Below are 15820 nucleotides of genomic sequence, written 5' to 3'. Positions count from 1 at the left end.
GCATTCCGGGTGGACAGGGCACGACGTGTCGGCTGGGATGGACCCGTGACCGCCGACCTCGCCACCGATGTGTTCGAAGAGCACCGGCCCCTGCTCATGGGGGTCGCGTACCGCATGCTCGGCCGGGTCGCCGACGCCGAGGACGTGGTCCAGGAGGCCTGGCTGCGCTGGTACCAGGCCGACCGCGCGGCGGTCCGCGAACCGCGCGCCTACCTGGTGCGCGTCACCACCCGGCTGGCCATCGACCGGCTGCGCCAGGTGCGGTCGCGTGCCGAGGCGTACGTCGGGCCGTGGCTGCCGGAGCCGTACCTCACCGAGTTCGCCGACACCGCACCGGACAGCGCGGACCGCGCGGTGCTCGCCGACACGGTCTCCCTGGCCGTCCTGGTCGTCCTGGAGTCGCTGTCCCCGCTGGAACGGGCCGTGTTCGTGCTCCGGGAGGCGTTCGGCTACCCGTACGCCGAGATCGCCGAGCTGCTCGACCGCGCCGAGCCGGCGGTACGGCAGCTCGCCGGGCGCGCCCGCCGGCACGTGGCGGAAGGACGCCCCCGGTACGAGGTCGACCCCGTCCGGCGCCGGGACCTGACCGAACGTTTCCTCGCCGCCGCCTCCGAGGGCGACCTCGCGGGGCTGATGTCCCTGCTCGCCCCGGACGTCCGGCTGGTCGGCGACAGCGGCGGCAAGGCCAAGGCGCCGGTGCGCGTCCTGCACACCGCCGACAAGGTCGGCCGCTTCCTCGTCGGCGCCGCGCGCTCGGCCCCCGCGGACATCTCCTACCGCCTCCTGGAGGCCAACGGCGGTCCGGCCCTCCTCCTCCTGTCCGGCGACAAGCCCGACAGCCTCCTCCAGGTGGACGTCGCCGACGGCCGCATCACCGCCGTCTACGTCGTCCGCAACCCCGACAAGCTGCGGCACCTCACCGGCCACTGAGCCACCGCCCGCGCGCGCCCGAGCCCCCGTCGTCCGGCGGGGGCTCCGTCGTGCGACGCGAGCTGCGCCGTGCGACGGGAGCTTTGCCGCGGTGTCACACGCACCGCCGCACACGAACGCCGCGTGAACGCTGCGCGTGCGGACCGCCCGACTGTTCACGCGGGGACCGAGGATTGGTCTTGACCAAGGGTGACGGCCGCCCTATCGTCGCAGAGAAGTGCAACAACCTTTAATAAACAAGGGCGCTAAAAACCGCCGGACCACGGCTCTTGCGGAGGACAGGGTGGGGACCACGCAGCTGGAATCGGTACCGGAACCGAAGTACTGGCATCTGAAGACCGTGCTCACCGAGGCACTGGACTCCGAGTTCTCGGTCGGCGAGATCCTGCCCAACGAGCGTGATCTCGCGGCCCGCTTCGGCGTGGCCCGCGCCACGCTCCGCCAGGCACTCGAACAGCTGGAGCTGGAGGGCCGGCTCCAGCGCCGCCGCGGGGTCGGCACGACCGTCGCGCCCCCGCGCGTGGGCGTGGCCGTCGGCACCGAGCAGCACACCTGGCCCGGCGCCGCCGGAGACGCCTGGCAGCCCCTCGACAGCGTCCAGGCGCCACCGCCCGCCGCCGTCGCCGCGGCCCTGGAGACCGGCGCGGACGAGTCCGTCCACACCGTGCGCCGCTCCCGCATGTCCCACGGCCAGCAGGTCGCCACCGAACTGCTCTACATCCCGGCGGCCTCCGTGCCCGGCCTGACCGCGATCGACGCCCCGTCCGGCGCGGCGCGCGCGCGTGCGGTGCTGCGCGAGCTGCAGCACCTGCCGCTGGAGGGGGAGGACCGCGCCGTCGAGCTCGGCTCCGCGCGCGCGGACGACGCCAAGGAACTCGACCGGCTCCCCGGCTCACCCGTCCTCGTCGTCACCACGCGCTTCTTCGTCCAGGGCCGTACCGCGGCGCTCTCGGTCGCGACCTACCGCGCCGACACCTGCCGGCTGACCTTCGGTGAGTCGGCCGGAGTGGAAATACACCACGACCCGGAGAAGCGGGCGTCCTGACGCCGGGCGGGCAACCGGCCCAGGGGCGAGGGCCGCATTCAGTCAGTGCGGCCCCGCGGCGGGGGACGCGGCCGGCGACGAGGCCACCGCGTCTCCGATACGACGGCCACGGCGGTGGGCGGCTGGACCTGGTGGGGCCGCCTACGCGGTGGGCCACTGGATCTGTTGGCGCCGCCCTACGCGGTCAGCCGCTCTGCGCGTCAGGGCCCTGCGCACCGGCGGACGCCGCGCTGCGCAGGGCCCTGACACCGGGCAGAAGCCGGATCACCCCTCCGGGCGGCAGCTGCCGTATCCGGCACGACCGCCGCGCCGCGCGGCGATCGCCGCGCCAGGCGCCCCGCTGTCCCACCGCCGGGCGCGCGCGGTGCCGGACGCCTCGCTCACCGGCGCGCGGTCACCGTGCCGTCGACCGCGAACAACTGCTCCTCCACATGGTCGAGAGCCAGGCGCAGCGCCCCCGTGGCCACGGCGGCCTCGCCCAGCATGGACAGCGCGACCCGGGGCGGCCGCAGGCAGTAGCGGGCCAACTCGCACCGCAGCGGCTCCAGGACGCCGTCCAGACCGGCCGCCCACCCCCCGATCACGACCAGCTCCGGATCGAGCGCCAGCACCAGCGCGGCCACGTCGTGCACCAGCCGCTGGATGAACCGCTCGACAGCCGCCCGCGCCCGCTGGTCACCCTTGCGCGCCAGCGCGAACACCTCGGCGACCGCCTGCTCGTCCAGCGGGTGCAGCGGCTCGTCGGTGGTGGACAGCAGCGCCTCCGGCTTCGCCTCCCGGCCCAGCAGGTGCAGCGCGCCGATCTCCCCGGCCGCCCCGCCGTACCCCCGGTGCAGCCGCCCGCCGATCAGCGAACCGGCCCCCGGGCTCAGCCCCGCCAGAACGAACACCACGTCGTCCGTCTCGCTCGCCGCACCCTTCCAGTGCTCGGCGACCGCCGCCGCGTTGGCGTCGTTCTCCACCAGCACCGGACACCGGAAGGAACGGCTCAGCCGCTCCCCGAGCTTCAGGCCCGTCCACTGCGGCAGGGCCGTGCTCAGCCGTACCGTGCCGTCCGCCTCCACGATGCCCGGCGTGCCCACGCCCACCGCCCGCAGCGAGCTGCGCGCGACCCCGGCCCGGCGCAGCAGCTCCGCGACCGCGCCGCGCAGCCGGTCCAGCCGCTCGTCCGCCGGAGCCGTCTCGTCGACCTCCTTGGCCTGCGCGCCCAGCACCCGCCCGTCCAGGTCGGACAGGAGCGCGGCGACCCGGTGCGGACCGATCTCCAGACCCAGCAGGTGCCCCGCCTCGGCCCGGAACCGGAACCGCCGGGCGGGCCGGCCCTGCCGCCGCGCGCCGTCCTCGGCCGCCGCCTCCACGACGAGTCCGCCCTCGATGAGGCCCTCCACGACGCCCTCCACGGTCGGCCGGGACAGTCCGGTGACGCGGGTGATCTCGGTGAGCGTCGCGCAGTCCGTGGCACGCAGCGCGTGCAGCACCACCGCGGAATTGATCCTTCGCAGCAGCGAGGGATCGCCACCGGTCAGCTGCCCCACCGTCCGTCCTCCCAGCTCGCGGCCGTGTTGGCCGGATCGTACTCGGCCCGGTCCGCCCCCGGCGAGTGCCCGGCCCCGCCCGCGGCCGGCCCTCGCTCACCCCGGTTCCACGAACCCGGACTCGTAGGCCGCGATCACCGCCTGGGTGCGGTCGCGCGCGCCGAGCTTGGCCAGCACGGCGCTCACATGAGACTTCACCGTCTCCGCGCCCACCACGAGCCGGGCGGCGATCTCCGCGTTCGACAGCCCCCGTGCCATCAGCCGCAGCACCTCCGCCTCCCGCTCCGTGAGCCGGGCACGCTCCAGCACGGTCCGCGCCGGCCGGGCGCCGTCGCCGTACCGGGCGGCGAGGCGCCGTACGGACGCCGGGAACAGCAGCGACTCGCCCTCCGCGACCAGCCGCACCGCGTGCGCGATCTCGGCCGGGCGGGCCCGCTTCAGCAGGAACCCGTCGGCGCCCGCGCGCAGCGCCTCGTACACGTACTCGTCGTCCTCGAAGGTGGTCACCACCAGGATCTTCGGTGGCTCCGCAACGGTGCGCAGCACCGCGCGCGTGGCCTCGATGCCGTCCATCAGGGGCATCCGTACGTCCATGGCGACCACGTCCGGCCGCAGTCGCCGCACGAGCGGGATGACGGCCGCGCCGTCGGCCGCCTCCCCCACCACCTCGATGTCGGGCTGCGCCTCCAGCACGGCCCGCAGACCCGCGCGGACCAGGGGTTCGTCGTCGACGAGGAGTACGGTCACCGGCATCCGGCCAGCGTAGATCAGCCGGCCGGCAGCTCCGCGCGGACCTGCCAGTCGCCCTCGTCCGGGCCGGTCCGGGCGGTGCCGCCGAGCAGCGCGGCCCGCTCCCGTATGCCCCGCAGACCGCCGCCCCGCCCGGAGCGGGGTACAGCTCCCGGCAGCGGGTTGCGGACCTCCAGGGCGAGCGTCCCGTCGCCGACCGCGACCCGGACCCGCACGGGCACGGCTCCCGCGTGCCGCAGCACGTTGGTGAGCGCCTCCTGGAGGATGCGGTAGCCCTCGCGGGAGACCGGGCCCGGCAGGGCCTCCACCGGACCGGTCACCTCCGCGTCGACCTTCGCCCCCGAGGCCCGCGCCGACTCCAGCAGCCGGCCCGCGTCGGCCAGCGTGGGCCGCGCGCTCACCGGCCGCTCGGCCTCCCGCAGCACGCCCAGCACCCGCTCCAGATCCTCCAGCGCCGCCCGGCCGGTCTCCTCGATGGCCCCCAGCGCCCGGTCGGTGAACCGCGGATCGCCCGCCGCCCGCGCCGCGCCCGCCTGCACCACGGCCACCGTCAGAGCGTGCCCGATCGAGTCGTGCAACTCCCGCGCGATCCGGGCGCGTTCCAGCAACTGCTCGGTGCGTTCCTCCAGCGCGGCCAGCCGCTCGGCCGCCGACGGCCCGAGCAGCCGGCGCGCACCGGCGGTGACCAGCTCCCCGAGCCCGACGACCAGCCCGTACAGGGCGAGCAGGGGCAGCGGCGCCAGCAACGCCCAGGCGCGGTGCGCCGGCAGCCGGTCCAGCAGCGCGACCCCCTCCGGCGCCGCGCCCCAGGCACATCGCGCCAGTTCGAAGCAGAGGACGGGCAGCCACACCGAGGCGAACACGGCCACGAGGCCGAGGAGCATCCGCAGTTCCAGCCAGAGCACCGTGCGCAGCCGGTCCCGCCAGGTCGCCGCCGGCGCCTCGGAGATGCCCGGCTCCGGCTCGCCGGGCGTGAGCAGCAGCCGCGCCTGCACACCCTCGCCCCGGCGCACCGCCGGCACCAGACCGAGCGGGACGAGGAACAGCGCGGGCACCCAGGGCGCCGACGGGACGACGAAGAGCCAGACGCTGACCACCAGCATCGGCACCCACAGGTGCAGCAGGCGCGTGTACGTCGTCCCGCGCAGCAGCGGGCGCAGAAGGCGAGCCATGGCCTCATCGTCGCAGGCGGCACCGGCACCGGACCTCCCCCGCACGGGGGAGACGGTCCGCACCGGCGGGGGAGGAGCCGATCGCCCGTCCTGGCCAGGCTGTTGCCATGACCAGCATCGACGTACGGAACCTCACCAAGGAGCACGGCGGCCGGCGGGCGGTGGACCGCCTCACCTTCCGCGTGGGGCCCGGCCGGGTCACCGGCTTCCTCGGCCCCAACGGCGCCGGCAAGTCCACCACCCTGCGCCTCGTCCTGGGCCTCGAACGGCCCACCGCCGGCACCGCCACGATCGGCGGTCACCCCTACTCCCGGCTGCGTGAACCCCTGCGCCGGGTGGGCGCCCTGCTCGACGCGGGTGCCGCGCACGGCTCCCGCACCGCCCGTGACCATCTGCTGGCCCTCGCCGTGAGCAACCGCGTCCCGGCCCGCCGGGTCGACGCGGTCCTGGAGGAGACCGGCCTGGCGTCCGTGGCGCGGCGCAGGGTACGGACGTACTCCCTCGGGATGCGCCAGCGGCTCGGCATCGCCGCCGCCCTGCTCGGCGACCCCGAGGTCGTCCTGCTCGACGAACCCGCCAACGGGCTCGACCCCGAGGGCATCGTGTGGATCCGCGCACTGCTGCGCCGGCTCGCCGCCGAGGGCCGCACGGTCCTGGTCTCCAGTCACCTCATGGGCGAGACCGCCGCCTTCGCCGACCACCTGCTGATCCTCGGCCGGGGCCGCCTGCTCGCCGACACACCGGTGCGGGAGTTCATCCACGCGCGCGTACGGCCCCACGTCCGCGTCCGCACCACCGACCCCGCGGCCCTCGCCGACCTCCTCGCCCGGCACGGCCACGACGCCTCCAGGGACGAGGACGGGACCTGGACGGTGCGGCACGCGCGCGTGGACGACCTCGGTCGGCTGATGTCCGAGGCGGGGGTGCCCGTCCTGGAACTCTCCGCCCGCGAGGCCACCTTGGAGGAGGCCTACCTCGATCTGACCGCGGCCGAGGCCGAGTTCACCGCACAGCCCCTGGAGACCTGACCATGTCCTTCGTACCCGCGCTCCACGCCGAGTGGATCAAGATCCGTACCCTGCGCTCGCTGCCGGGCGCGCTCGCCGCGGTCCTCGTGGCCACCGTCGTGTTCTCGGTGCCGGCCGCGGTCGACGCCGACGACGCCGACCCGCTGTTCTCGGTGTTCTTCGGTGTCAACTTCGGGCAGATCGCCGCCATCGCCTTCGGTACGACGGCCGTCGGGTCGGAGTTCCGCGACGGCGCGCTGCGGCTGACGCTGTCGGCGATGCCCGACCGGGGGCGCTGGTTCGCCGCCAAGGCGGCGGCGATCGCGCTGCCGGCGCTGGCCGTCGGGCTGCTCACCGGGTTCGTCACGCTCCTGGCGGGCCGGGCGGTGCTCGGCGCGTCCGCTCCCGGCTGGAGCGACGGCGCGCGCGGCGCCGTCGGCTGCGGTCTGCACCTGACCCTGATGGCCCTGTTCGCCGCCGGGCTCGCGGCCGTGCTGCGCAGCGCCGTCGCGACCCTCTCCGTGCTGATCCCGTTCCTGTTGATCGTCTCCTTCGTCGTCGGCGATCTGTCCGGCTCCGCCGCCGACTTCCTCCCCGACCGGGCCGGCCAAGTGGCCCTGCACAGCACCTGGGACGGCACCCTCGGCCCCTGGAGCGGGCTCGCGGTGAGCGCGCTGTGGACGGCTTCCGCCCTGGTGGCGGGCGCGTGGAGCGTGCGGCGCAGGGACGCCTGACTGACGCACCGCCAATTGTCAGTGGCCCCCGCTTTACTGGATCCCATGGACATCGCCACGTGCCTGACCCTCATCGACCTGCTGTGCGCCCGGGAGTTCCCGCCGGCGCACGGCAGGACGGAGCACGGTGAGAGCGGGCCCGGCTACCACATAGCCGCTTTACGGACGAGCGAGGAGTTCTGGGAGGGCGACGGCAGCGCACGGGAGGAGACGGAAGCGCAGTACGAGGCCGACCGGGACGGCCTCGCGGAGCGGCTGGGGGAGCGCTGGGGCCGGCCACAGCGGTTCAGCCTGTACAGCGTGCTCGAACGGACCCTGGCGGGCGAGGACGTCGCGGAGCCGTGGGCCGGGCTCAGCGGTCACGTCCCCGACGTCCACCTGTGGCGGGCGCCGGAGACGGGCCGCTGGATCGCCCTCGGGGTGTCCCAGTGGGACAGGGAACTGCCGTTTCAGCTGCTCGGGATAGTGACGGAGACCGACCCGCCGTGACCGGGCGCGCCCGCCGCCTCCCGCAGCCGGGCGAACTCCTGCGCCATGGTGGCCGCCGTCCAGTGCGCGTTCAGCCCGCTGGGGTTGGGCAGCACCCACACCCGGGTGTCCCCGATCGTCCGCTCCTGCGGACCGACCTGGGCCGTGCGGTCACCGAAGGCGGCCCGGTAGGCGGTCACGCCGACCACGGCCAGCCACCCCGGCCGCAGCCGTGTCACCTTCTCGGCCAGCAGCCGTCCGCCCTCGACGTACTCCTCGGCGGTCAGCTCGTCGGCCCGCGCGGTGGCCCGCGCGACCACGTTGGTGATGCCGAGCCCGTACGACAGCAACTCCCGCTGTTCGGCCGGCTTCAGCAGCCGGGGCGTGAAGCCGGACAGGTGCAGCACCGGCCAGAACCGGTTGCCGGGGCGGGCGAAGTGGTGGCCGGTCGCGGCCGTCATCAGCCCGGGGTTGATGCCGCAGAAGAGCACGCGGAGGCCGTCCGCGACGACGTCCGGGACGAGACGGTCGCGGGCGGCCTCCAGCTCCGCCTTGGTGAAGCGCGGGGAGCGTGGTGAACGGGGTGCGCCGGTCAGAGGATCGCTCCCGGGGTGTAGCCGGCGGCCTCCGGGTGCTGCTTGACGATCTCCTCGACGCGGCCGAGGACCACACCGACCTGGTCGGCGGCCGCACCGGTGAAGGAGAGCTTGTCGGCCATCAGCGCGGCCAGCTGCTCGCGGTCGAGCGGCAGCCGCTCGTCGGCGGCGAGCTTGTCGAGCAGGTCGTTGCGCTCCGCGCCCTGCTCACGCATCGCGAGCGCGGTGGCCACGGCGTTCTCCTTGATCGCCTCGTGGGCGACCTCGCGGCCGACCCCTGCCCGCACGGCCCCCATGAGGACCTTGGTGGTGGCCAGGAACGGCAGGTAGCGGTCCAGCTCACGGGCGATGACGGCCGGGAAGGCACCGAACTCGTCCAGGACGGTCAGGAAGGTCTCCAGCAGCCCGTCGAGGGCGAAGAAGGCGTCCGGCAGCGCGACGCGGCGCACCACCGAGCAGGACACGTCGCCCTCGTTCCACTGGTCGCCCGCCAGCTCGCCGGTCATCGAGGCGTAGCCGCGCAGGACGACCATGAGGCCGTTGACGCGCTCGCAGGAGCGGGTGTTCATCTTGTGCGGCATCGCCGAGGAGCCGACCTGACCCGGCTTGAATCCCTCGGTGACCAGCTCGTGCCCGGCCATCAGCCGGATCGTCTTGGCCAGCGAGGAGGGGGCCGCCGCCAGCTGCACCAGCGCGGTGACGACCTCGTAGTCCAGCGAGCGCGGGTAGACCTGGCCGACGGAGGTGAACGCCTGCGAGAAGCCCAGGTGCCGCGCGATCCGGTTCTCCAGCTCGGCCAGCTTCGCCGCGTCCCCGCCCAGCAGGTCCAGCATGTCCTGCGCGGTGCCGACCGGGCCCTTGATGCCGCGCAGCGGGTAGCGGGCCAGCAGCTCCTCCACCCGGCCGTGGGCGACGAGCAGTTCGTCGGCGGCGGTCGCGAACCGCTTGCCGAGGGTGGTGGCCTGCGCGGCCACGTTGTGCGAGCGGCCCGCCATGACGAGCTCGGCGTACTCGCCCGCGAGCTTGCCGAGGCGCGCCAGCACGGCCACCGTACGGTCGCGCATCAGCTCCAGCGAGAGCCGGATCTGCAGCTGCTCGACGTTCTCCGTGAGGTCGCGGGAGGTCATGCCCTTGTGCACGTGCTCGTGCCCGGCGAGGTCGTTGAACTCCTCGATCCGGGCCTTCACGTCGTGCCGGGTGACCTTCTCGCGCTCGGCGATCGAGGCCAGGTCGACGGTGTCGAGGACGCGCTCGTAGTCGGCGATGGCCTCGTCCGGCACCTCGATGCCGAGGTCCTTCTGGGCCCGCAGCACGGCGAGCCAGAGCCGGCGCTCCAGCTTCACCTTCTGCTCGGGCGACCAGAGCGTGGCGAGCTCGGCGGAGGCGTAGCGTCCGGCGAGGACGTTCGGGATGCGGGGCTTGGCGGGCGCAGAAGTCACGTGTCCAGAGTCTACTGGCGATTCGTGCAGGCCAGCGCCATGGGTGTGTTCGGCGGAAGCTACGAGACCCCGGTCACGTCGTCGGCGCCGGCCCGCCCCGTGGCGCGGGAGCGGGAGCGGGGAGCGTGCGGCGGGGGCCGGGCGGGTCCCGGCCCTCCATCGGCCCGGATGACACGCCCGGTCGTGCCGGAGGGGCTACGCCTGGCCCTCGTACGGCAGCAGATCCGGCCGCTTCGGCGGGCGGCCGTCGCCCGAGGACCGGCCGGTCAGACGGCGGCCTATCCACGGGAGCAGGTGCTGCCGGGCGAACCGGGCGTCCGCGACCCGGCGCGTGACCCAGCCCGGCGGGGTGGTCGCCGCCATCGGCACGTGCCACTCCGCGTCCTCGGCGTCGTGGCCGAGCGTCTGCCACACCGCCTCGGCGACCCGGCGGTGTCCCTCGGCCGTCAGGTGCAGCCGGTCCACGTCCCACAGCCGCGGGTCGGCCAGCGCGGGCGCCCCGTACAGGTCGACCACCAGCGCGCCGTGCTTCTCGGCCAGCTCGTCCACGCAGGCGAACAGCTCCTCCATGCGCGGCCGGAACCGCTCCAGCACCGGCCCCTGACGGCCGGGACTGCGCATCAGCACCAGCTGCTTGCAGGACGGCGCGAGCTGTTCCACGGCCTCGGTCAGCAGGCCCCGGACCCGGCCCATGTCGCACTTGGGGCGCAGGGTGTCGTTCAGCCCGCCGACCAGGGTGACGACGTCGGCGCCCATGGCCGCTGCCACCGGCACCTGCTCGTCGACGATCTGCCCGATCAGCTTCCCGCGCACGGCCAGGTTGGCGTACCGGAACCCGGGCGTGCGGGCGGCCATCCGCGCGGCGAGCAGATCGGCCCAGCCACGGTAGGAGCCGTCGGGAAGCAGGTCCGACATGCCCTCGGTGAAGGAGTCGCCGACCGCGACGAGGCTGGTGTACGGGGGAGGTGTGGGGTTCGTCTGCATGGCGACAGAGATGGTATCCCGAGGCCGATACCTGCCGGTCGGTCGGCCCGTCTCGCCCGTCCGGCCCAGCCGCGTCGGACAGCCGCAGGCCGGCACCGGCGCCCCCGGGAGCCGCCGCTGCCGACCCGCGTCAGCCGCCTCAGCCCTGTACCGGCTGGCCGAACAGTTCCCGCAGTACGTCCTCCATCGTCACCAGGCCCGCCAGCCGGCCGTCGTCGCCCAGCACGGCCGCCACGTGGGTGCGGCCGCCGCGCATCGCGGTGAGGACGTCGTCCAGCGGGGTGTTCTCACGGACGCGGGCGATGGGCCGCATGTCGCCCAGGCGGAACGCCATGTCCCGTGGCGAGGCGTCCAGGGCGTCCTTGACGTGCAGGTAGCCCACGATCCGGCGGCCGGTGTCGACCACCGGGAAACGGGAGAACCCCGACTCGGCCGACAGCCGCTCCAACTGCTCCGGGGTGACGCCCACGCGCGCGTAGACGACGCGTTGCAGCGGTACGACCACGTCCCGCACCGGCCGGCTGCCCAGTTCCAGCGCGTCGTGCAGCCGCTCCTGCGCACGGTCGTCGATCAGGCCGGCCTCGCTGGCGTCCTTGACGATCTCGGCCAGCTCGGCGTCCGTGAAGGTCGCCGCGACCTCGTCCCTCGCCTCCACGCGCAGCAGCTTCAGCAGCCCGTTGGCGAAGGCGTTGATCGCGAAGATCACCGGACGCAGCGCCCGGGACAGCGCGACCAGCGGCGGGCCGAGCAGCAGCGCGCTGCGCACCGGTTCGGCGAGCGCGATGTTCTTGGGCACCATCTCGCCCAGCAGCATGTGCAGATAGGTCGCGAGCGTCAGCGCGATCACGAAGGACACGGCGTGTCCCGCGCTCGTGGGCACGCCCACCGCGTGGAACACCGGCTCCAGCAGATGTGCGATGGCCGGCTCGGCGACCACACCCAGCACCAGCGTGCACAGCGTGATGCCGAGCTGGGCCGCGGCCAGCAGCGCGGACACGTGCTCCAGACCCCACAGCACGCTCCGCGCGCGCCGGTCGCCCTCCTGGGCCAGTGGCTCGATCTGCGAGCGGCGCACGGAGATCAGCGCGAACTCGGCGCCGACGAAGAAGGCGTTGACGACGAGGGTCGCCAGACCGATCAGCAGCTGTACGGCGGTCATCGCGTCCCCTCCCGCGTCCCGCGGTGCCCCTCGGTCCCACGGCGTCCTGAGCGATCGGTCCCGTCGGGTCCGACGGGCCGTTCGTCGTCCAGCGGCGCGTGCATCAGCACCCGGGCGGCCCTGCGGCCCGAGGCGTCGACGACGTCCAGCAGCCAGCCGGCCACCTCGACGCTGTCACCGGCGGCCGGTATCCGGCCCAGCTCGGTGGCCACCAGGCCGGCCAGGGTCTCGTACGGACCCTCCGGCACGCGCAGCCCCACGCGGGCGAGCTGGTCGGTGCGGGCGGCGCCGTCCGCCATGTAGAGGGCCCGGCCCCGCTCGTCCGCGCCCGCGGGGGCGAGGTCGGGCGTCTCGTGCGGGTCGTGCTCGTCCCGCACCTCGCCGACGACCTCCTCCACGATGTCCTCCAGAGTGGCCACCCCGGCCGTACCGCCGTACTCGTCGATGACGACGGCCATGGTGCGCCTGCCGCCGAGCCGGTCCAGCAGCCGGTCGACGGTCAGGGACTCGGGCACCAGCAGCGGCTCGCGCATCACCTGCGCGACCGTGCGGTGCCGCCGCTGGTCGGCGGGAACCGCCAGCACGTCCTTGATGTGGGCCGTGCCGACGACCGAGTCCAGGCTGCCCCGGTAGACCGGAAACCGGCTCAGGCCGGTCGCCCGGGTGGCGTTGGCCACGTCCTCGCAGGTCGCCTGGGTGTCCAGGGCGATGACCTGGACACGCGGTGTCATCACGTTCTCCGCGGTGAGGTCGGCCAGGTTCAGCGTCCGGACGAACAGCTCGGCGGTGTCCGCCTCCAGGGCGCCCTCCTTGGCCGAGTGCCGGGCGAGCGCGGCCAGCTCCTGCGGTCCGCGCGCGGAGGCCAGCTCCTCGGCGGGCTCGATGCCGAGCCGGCGCACGAAGCGGTTGGCGGTGTTGTTCAGGTGGGTGATGAAGGGACGGAAAGCGGCGCTGAACAGGCGCTGGGCGTTGCCGACCCGCCTGGCCATGGTCAGTGGCGAGGAGATCGCCCAGTTCTTGGGCACCAGCTCGCCGACGACCATCAGGACCACCGTCGACAGGGCCGTGCCCAGGACCAGCGCGGCCGAGCTCGCCGTGGTCCGGGACAGACCCACCGCCCGGAACGGCCCGGCGAGCAGCTTGGCGACCGACGGCTCGGCGAGCATGCCGACCACCAGGTTGGTGACGGTGATGCCGAGCTGCGCGCCGGACAGCTGGAAGGTCAGGTTCCGTACGGCCTTCAGGGCACCGGCGGCGCCGCGTTCGCCACGCGCGGCGGCCCGCTCCAGCTCGCCGCGTTCCACCGTGGTCAGCGAGAACTCCGCCGCCACGAAGGCGCCACAGGCCAGCGACAGCAGGACCGCCAGCAGAAGAAGGAGCACTTCGGTCATCGGTTCACCCCCGTCCCAGGATCGGACAGGGCTCGGGAGAACGCGCGGTGTCGCGGACTGGGAGGCTCGCCCATGGGCGGACGCTCACAACCTTTCATAGAGGGCCGAGTGCTCCCTCCAGGGTAAAGGATGAGCAAAGAAGCTTTGCGGTCTCATTCCGTGAGCGGCTTCACCCAGCGCCGCCACTGCTCCTGCGGCCCGTACCCGGCCGCTCCCCAGGCGTGGTGCGCGGTCTCGTTGCGCACCAGCACCATCGCGTCCGCGCGCCGCCCGCCGAGCCGTACGAACCGTTCCTCGGCGGCACCCAGCAGCGCCGAGGCGATGCCCTGCCGCCGCCGCCGCGGGTGCACCGCGAGCCGGTACAGATGGCACCGCCAGCCGTCGAAGCCGGCGATCACCGTGCCGACCAGCTCACCGTCCCGTTCGGCGAGGATCAGGGCCCCGGGGTCGCGGTCGGTCAGCCGCTCCAGCCCGGCGCGGTCGTCGCTGATGCTGGTGCCCTCGGCGGCCGTCCTCCAGAACGCGAGGACGGCGTCGAGATCGTCGGACACGGCGGCGCGCAGACGCAGATCAGTCATGCGCTCATCATGATCGGCGCCGTCCGCGCGCCACCCCGTATTCCGTCATCCGGACTCCGCGCGCGGCCGTTCCGTCACCGGCGCGAACGCCTCCGTGAAGAACTCCAGCACGGTCGGGTACGAGGACCCGGACCGCTCCCGCCGGGCCCGCGCCGCGGCCACCTCCGCCGGCGGACCGGCCGGCACGAGGGGCAGGGCCGGCGCCCGGTCCACGGCCGTCCCTGGCAGCCGCTCCAGCACCGGCTCGAGGTTGTCGGTGACGGCCACGGCCGGGATCGGCGGGTTCGGCTCGGCGGGCACCGCCCGGTCCGCCGCCGGCGCGCGGCAGCGGCCCACCCGCTCGTCCGGCTCCCCGGCACCGAGCCGATCGAGCGTGCCGTTGTCCTGCCCGGCCGGGCGCCGGTGGCCCCGATGTGCGCGCGGGCGAGGGTCAGGCGCGGCACCCGCTCGCTCGTCCGGCCCCGGCCCTGCGCCGCGCTTCCGTGCGCCCTTGCCGCCGCTAGCGTTCCGGCGCTAGCGTCGAGGCATGGCGAAGACCCAGCTGAACGTGCGCGTGGACGAGGGCACCGCCCGGGCCGCCCGCGAGCGCGCCCTGGCCCGCGGCATGAGCGTCAACCGGTACATCGAAGAGCTGGTCAGACAGGACACCGGCGAGGCGGGCCGCACCTTCGTCGATGCCGCCGCCGACTTCATGAAGCAGTACGAGGCCGTGTTCGCCGAGGAGTTCGCCGAGACCCGCGGCACCGACGCCGGTGAAGGCCGCCGCTGATCCCTTGAACGATCTCAGCATCGACCTCGCCTGGCTGCTCATGCTCGCCGAACAGAGGACCCCGGGGGACCCGCAGGTCACCGACTGGGGCGCCCTGGTCGCCGCCGTCGCCCGGCACCGGGCCGAGATATTCGGCGTGCCCGTGTACGACACCCCGCACGCCCGCGCCGCCTCCCTGCTCCAGCTCCTGATCCACGTCCCGGCGCTGGAACGCGCCAACGCACTGTTCGCCTCCGCGGTCGCCTACGCCTACCTGGTGGCCAGCGGCGAGAAGGCCGCCCCCACACCCGAGCAGGTCCGGGACCTGGCGCGGCTGGTCAAGGACGGCTCCGCGAGCGTCGACGACATCGCGCGTGAGCTGCGTGGCTGGAGCCTGTGATCAGCGGGCCTCCGGCTCGTCCGGCCGCCAGGCCACGCCGAGCGCGCAGTAGGAGGCCGGCAGCGTGGGTCCCCTCTCCGGCAGCAGTACCCGGCGGTGCGGGCCGAGGCGGAAGCCCGCGGCGCGCAGCGCGGAGACCGGCTCCCGGGAGAGGTGACAGCCGCCGTTCAGCACCGGCCACAGGGTGCGGTCCAGCGCCTGCTGGGTCACCGTCATCATCCGGCCGCCGCCCCGCCCGTGCTCGAAGAACCGCACTTCGCCGCCGGGCCGGAGCACCCGCCGTACCTCGCCGAGCGTCCGCGCGACATCCCGCACGCTGCACAGGACCAGCGACAGTACGGCCGCGTCGAACGCCTCGCTCTTGACCGGCAGGGCCTCCGCCGCGCCCGGCACCACGTCGACCGGCACCTCGGCGCGCAGCGCGGACTCCAGCGCCAACTGCCGGAGCAGCGGCTCCGGTTCGATCGCGACGACCTCGGCGACGGTGCCGGGGTAGTGCCGGAAGTTCAGCCCGTTGCCCGCGCCGATCTCGATCACCCTCCCGGACAGCCCGGCGAGGAGCCGCTCCCGCATTCCGGCCATCCCGAGCCGGGACTCGGCGCCGACGCTGATCCGGGCGTAGTAGCGAGCGAACAGCGGATGGTGGACGGGACCCCGGCCCACCTGGCCGGAACGGGCGGACAGCAGCCGCATGGCAACCTCCCTGGACAGCACGCCCCTGGGAACAGTGTCCCCAGACCCGCCCCGACGCACCCCACCGATCAGCCTGCGGCACGTCCGGCCGGGCGCGGACCGCAGGCCGTGCGCGCCAGCGGCCCGCCGACGCGGGTGCCCGTCGCCGGGCGGAGGCAGCTGCCCGTCGGCCTCGGCTGCCAGGTACCGCT

18 protein-coding genes are annotated in these 15820 nt (G+C 74.4%); 7 read left to right on the top strand and 11 right to left on the bottom strand.

Features of this window, described 5'->3' with window-relative positions; translation table 11 throughout:
• The first annotated feature begins 45 nt into the window (after window positions 1-45).
• Both AB0946_RS18705 and AB0946_RS18700 read left to right on the top strand, forming a co-directional pair.
• On the top strand, window positions 46-930 hold the full coding sequence (locus AB0946_RS18705; RefSeq protein ID WP_366761684.1) for an RNA polymerase sigma-70 factor: 885 nt from the start codon (window positions 46-48) through the stop codon (window positions 928-930).
• Between the two features lie 283 nt (window positions 931-1213).
• On the top strand, window positions 1214-1975 hold the full coding sequence (locus AB0946_RS18700; protein WP_366761683.1) for a GntR family transcriptional regulator: 762 nt from the start codon (window positions 1214-1216) through the stop codon (window positions 1973-1975).
• A 380-nt stretch (window positions 1976-2355) separates the two neighbouring features.
• Here the strand turns inward: AB0946_RS18700 and AB0946_RS18695 are convergent, their stop codons facing one another.
• The 3 genes from AB0946_RS18695 to AB0946_RS18685 form a co-directional block, all read right to left on the bottom strand.
• A complete protein-coding gene (locus tag AB0946_RS18695; protein ID WP_366761682.1) occupies window positions 2356-3510 on the bottom strand; it encodes an ROK family transcriptional regulator in 1155 nt (384 codons plus the stop codon).
• 96 nt (window positions 3511-3606) lie between these two features.
• Window positions 3607-4263 carry a response regulator transcription factor gene (locus AB0946_RS18690; protein ID WP_366761681.1) on the bottom strand — a complete coding sequence of 219 codons (657 nt, stop codon included), beginning with the start codon at window positions 4261-4263 and terminating at the stop codon, window positions 3607-3609.
• 14 nt (window positions 4264-4277) lie between these two features.
• Window positions 4278-5432, bottom strand: a complete 1155-nt coding sequence (locus AB0946_RS18685; RefSeq protein ID WP_366761680.1) for a histidine kinase — start codon at window positions 5430-5432, stop codon at window positions 4278-4280.
• A 107-nt stretch (window positions 5433-5539) separates the two neighbouring features.
• Between AB0946_RS18685 and AB0946_RS18680 the strand changes: the two genes are divergently transcribed.
• Genes AB0946_RS18680 through AB0946_RS18670 form a run of 3 tightly spaced genes read left to right on the top strand, consistent with a single transcriptional unit; the run spans window position 5540 to window position 7662 of the window.
• Complete coding sequence (locus AB0946_RS18680; RefSeq protein WP_366761679.1) at window positions 5540-6460, top strand: ATP-binding cassette domain-containing protein; 921 nt, start codon at window positions 5540-5542, stop codon at window positions 6458-6460.
• Between the two features lie 2 nt (window positions 6461-6462).
• Window positions 6463-7173, top strand: a complete 711-nt coding sequence (locus AB0946_RS18675) for an ABC transporter permease (RefSeq protein ID WP_366761678.1) — start codon at window positions 6463-6465, stop codon at window positions 7171-7173.
• Window positions 7174-7218: 45 nt separating this feature from the next.
• Entirely contained in the window at window positions 7219-7662 is a 444-nt protein-coding gene (locus AB0946_RS18670) for a hypothetical protein (RefSeq protein ID WP_366761677.1), read from the top strand.
• Here AB0946_RS18670 and mug read toward each other — a convergent pair.
• The 7 genes from mug to AB0946_RS18635 all read right to left on the bottom strand — a co-directional run bounded on the left by mug (window position 7623) and on the right by AB0946_RS18635 (window position 14088).
• On the bottom strand, window positions 7623-8186 hold the full coding sequence (gene mug, locus AB0946_RS18665) for a G/U mismatch-specific DNA glycosylase (protein WP_366761784.1): 564 nt from the start codon (window positions 8184-8186) through the stop codon (window positions 7623-7625). The genes AB0946_RS18670 and mug overlap by 40 nt on opposite strands.
• A gap of 47 nt (window positions 8187-8233) precedes the next feature.
• Entirely contained in the window at window positions 8234-9676 is a 1443-nt protein-coding gene (gene purB, locus AB0946_RS18660; protein ID WP_366761676.1) for an adenylosuccinate lyase, read from the bottom strand.
• Between the two features lie 195 nt (window positions 9677-9871).
• A complete protein-coding gene (locus AB0946_RS18655; RefSeq protein ID WP_366761675.1) occupies window positions 9872-10660 on the bottom strand; it encodes an SGNH/GDSL hydrolase family protein in 789 nt (262 codons plus the stop codon).
• Between the two features lie 139 nt (window positions 10661-10799).
• The gene (locus tag AB0946_RS18650; protein WP_366761674.1) at window positions 10800-11819 is read right to left on the bottom strand and encodes a hemolysin family protein; all 1020 of its coding nucleotides are present in this window, start codon (window positions 11817-11819) and stop codon (window positions 10800-10802) included.
• Entirely contained in the window at window positions 11816-13210 is a 1395-nt protein-coding gene (locus tag AB0946_RS18645; protein WP_366761673.1) for a hemolysin family protein, read from the bottom strand. Before AB0946_RS18645 ends, AB0946_RS18650 begins: the two co-directional genes overlap by 4 nt.
• Window positions 13211-13362: 152 nt before the next feature.
• On the bottom strand, window positions 13363-13788 hold the full coding sequence (locus AB0946_RS18640; RefSeq protein WP_366761672.1) for a GNAT family N-acetyltransferase: 426 nt from the start codon (window positions 13786-13788) through the stop codon (window positions 13363-13365).
• A gap of 45 nt (window positions 13789-13833) precedes the next feature.
• Entirely contained in the window at window positions 13834-14088 is a 255-nt protein-coding gene (locus tag AB0946_RS18635) for a hypothetical protein (RefSeq protein WP_366761671.1), read from the bottom strand.
• A 226-nt stretch (window positions 14089-14314) separates the two neighbouring features.
• Here AB0946_RS18635 and AB0946_RS18630 point away from each other — a divergent pair, with 226 nt between their 5' ends.
• Window positions 14315-14557 carry a toxin-antitoxin system HicB family antitoxin gene (locus tag AB0946_RS18630; RefSeq protein WP_366761670.1) on the top strand — a complete coding sequence of 81 codons (243 nt, stop codon included), beginning with the start codon at window positions 14315-14317 and terminating at the stop codon, window positions 14555-14557.
• Window positions 14558-14561: 4 nt separating this feature from the next.
• Window positions 14562-14936 (top strand): fic family toxin-antitoxin system, toxin component, encoded by a 375-nt coding sequence (locus tag AB0946_RS18625; protein WP_366761669.1) that lies wholly within the window; start codon window positions 14562-14564, stop codon window positions 14934-14936.
• Here the strand turns inward: AB0946_RS18625 and AB0946_RS18620 are convergent, their stop codons facing one another.
• On the bottom strand, window positions 14937-15629 hold the full coding sequence (locus AB0946_RS18620) for a class I SAM-dependent methyltransferase (RefSeq protein WP_366761668.1): 693 nt from the start codon (window positions 15627-15629) through the stop codon (window positions 14937-14939).
• Window positions 15630-15820: the final 191 nt, after the last annotated feature.

The organism is Streptomyces sp. NPDC046870 (assembly GCF_040704595.1).
In the GTDB taxonomy this organism is placed as follows: Bacteria; Actinomycetota; Actinomycetes; order Streptomycetales; family Streptomycetaceae; genus Streptomyces; species Streptomyces argyrophylli.
Note: the sequence above shows the minus strand (reverse complement) of the source record. Positions and strands in the feature narration are given on the sequence as shown.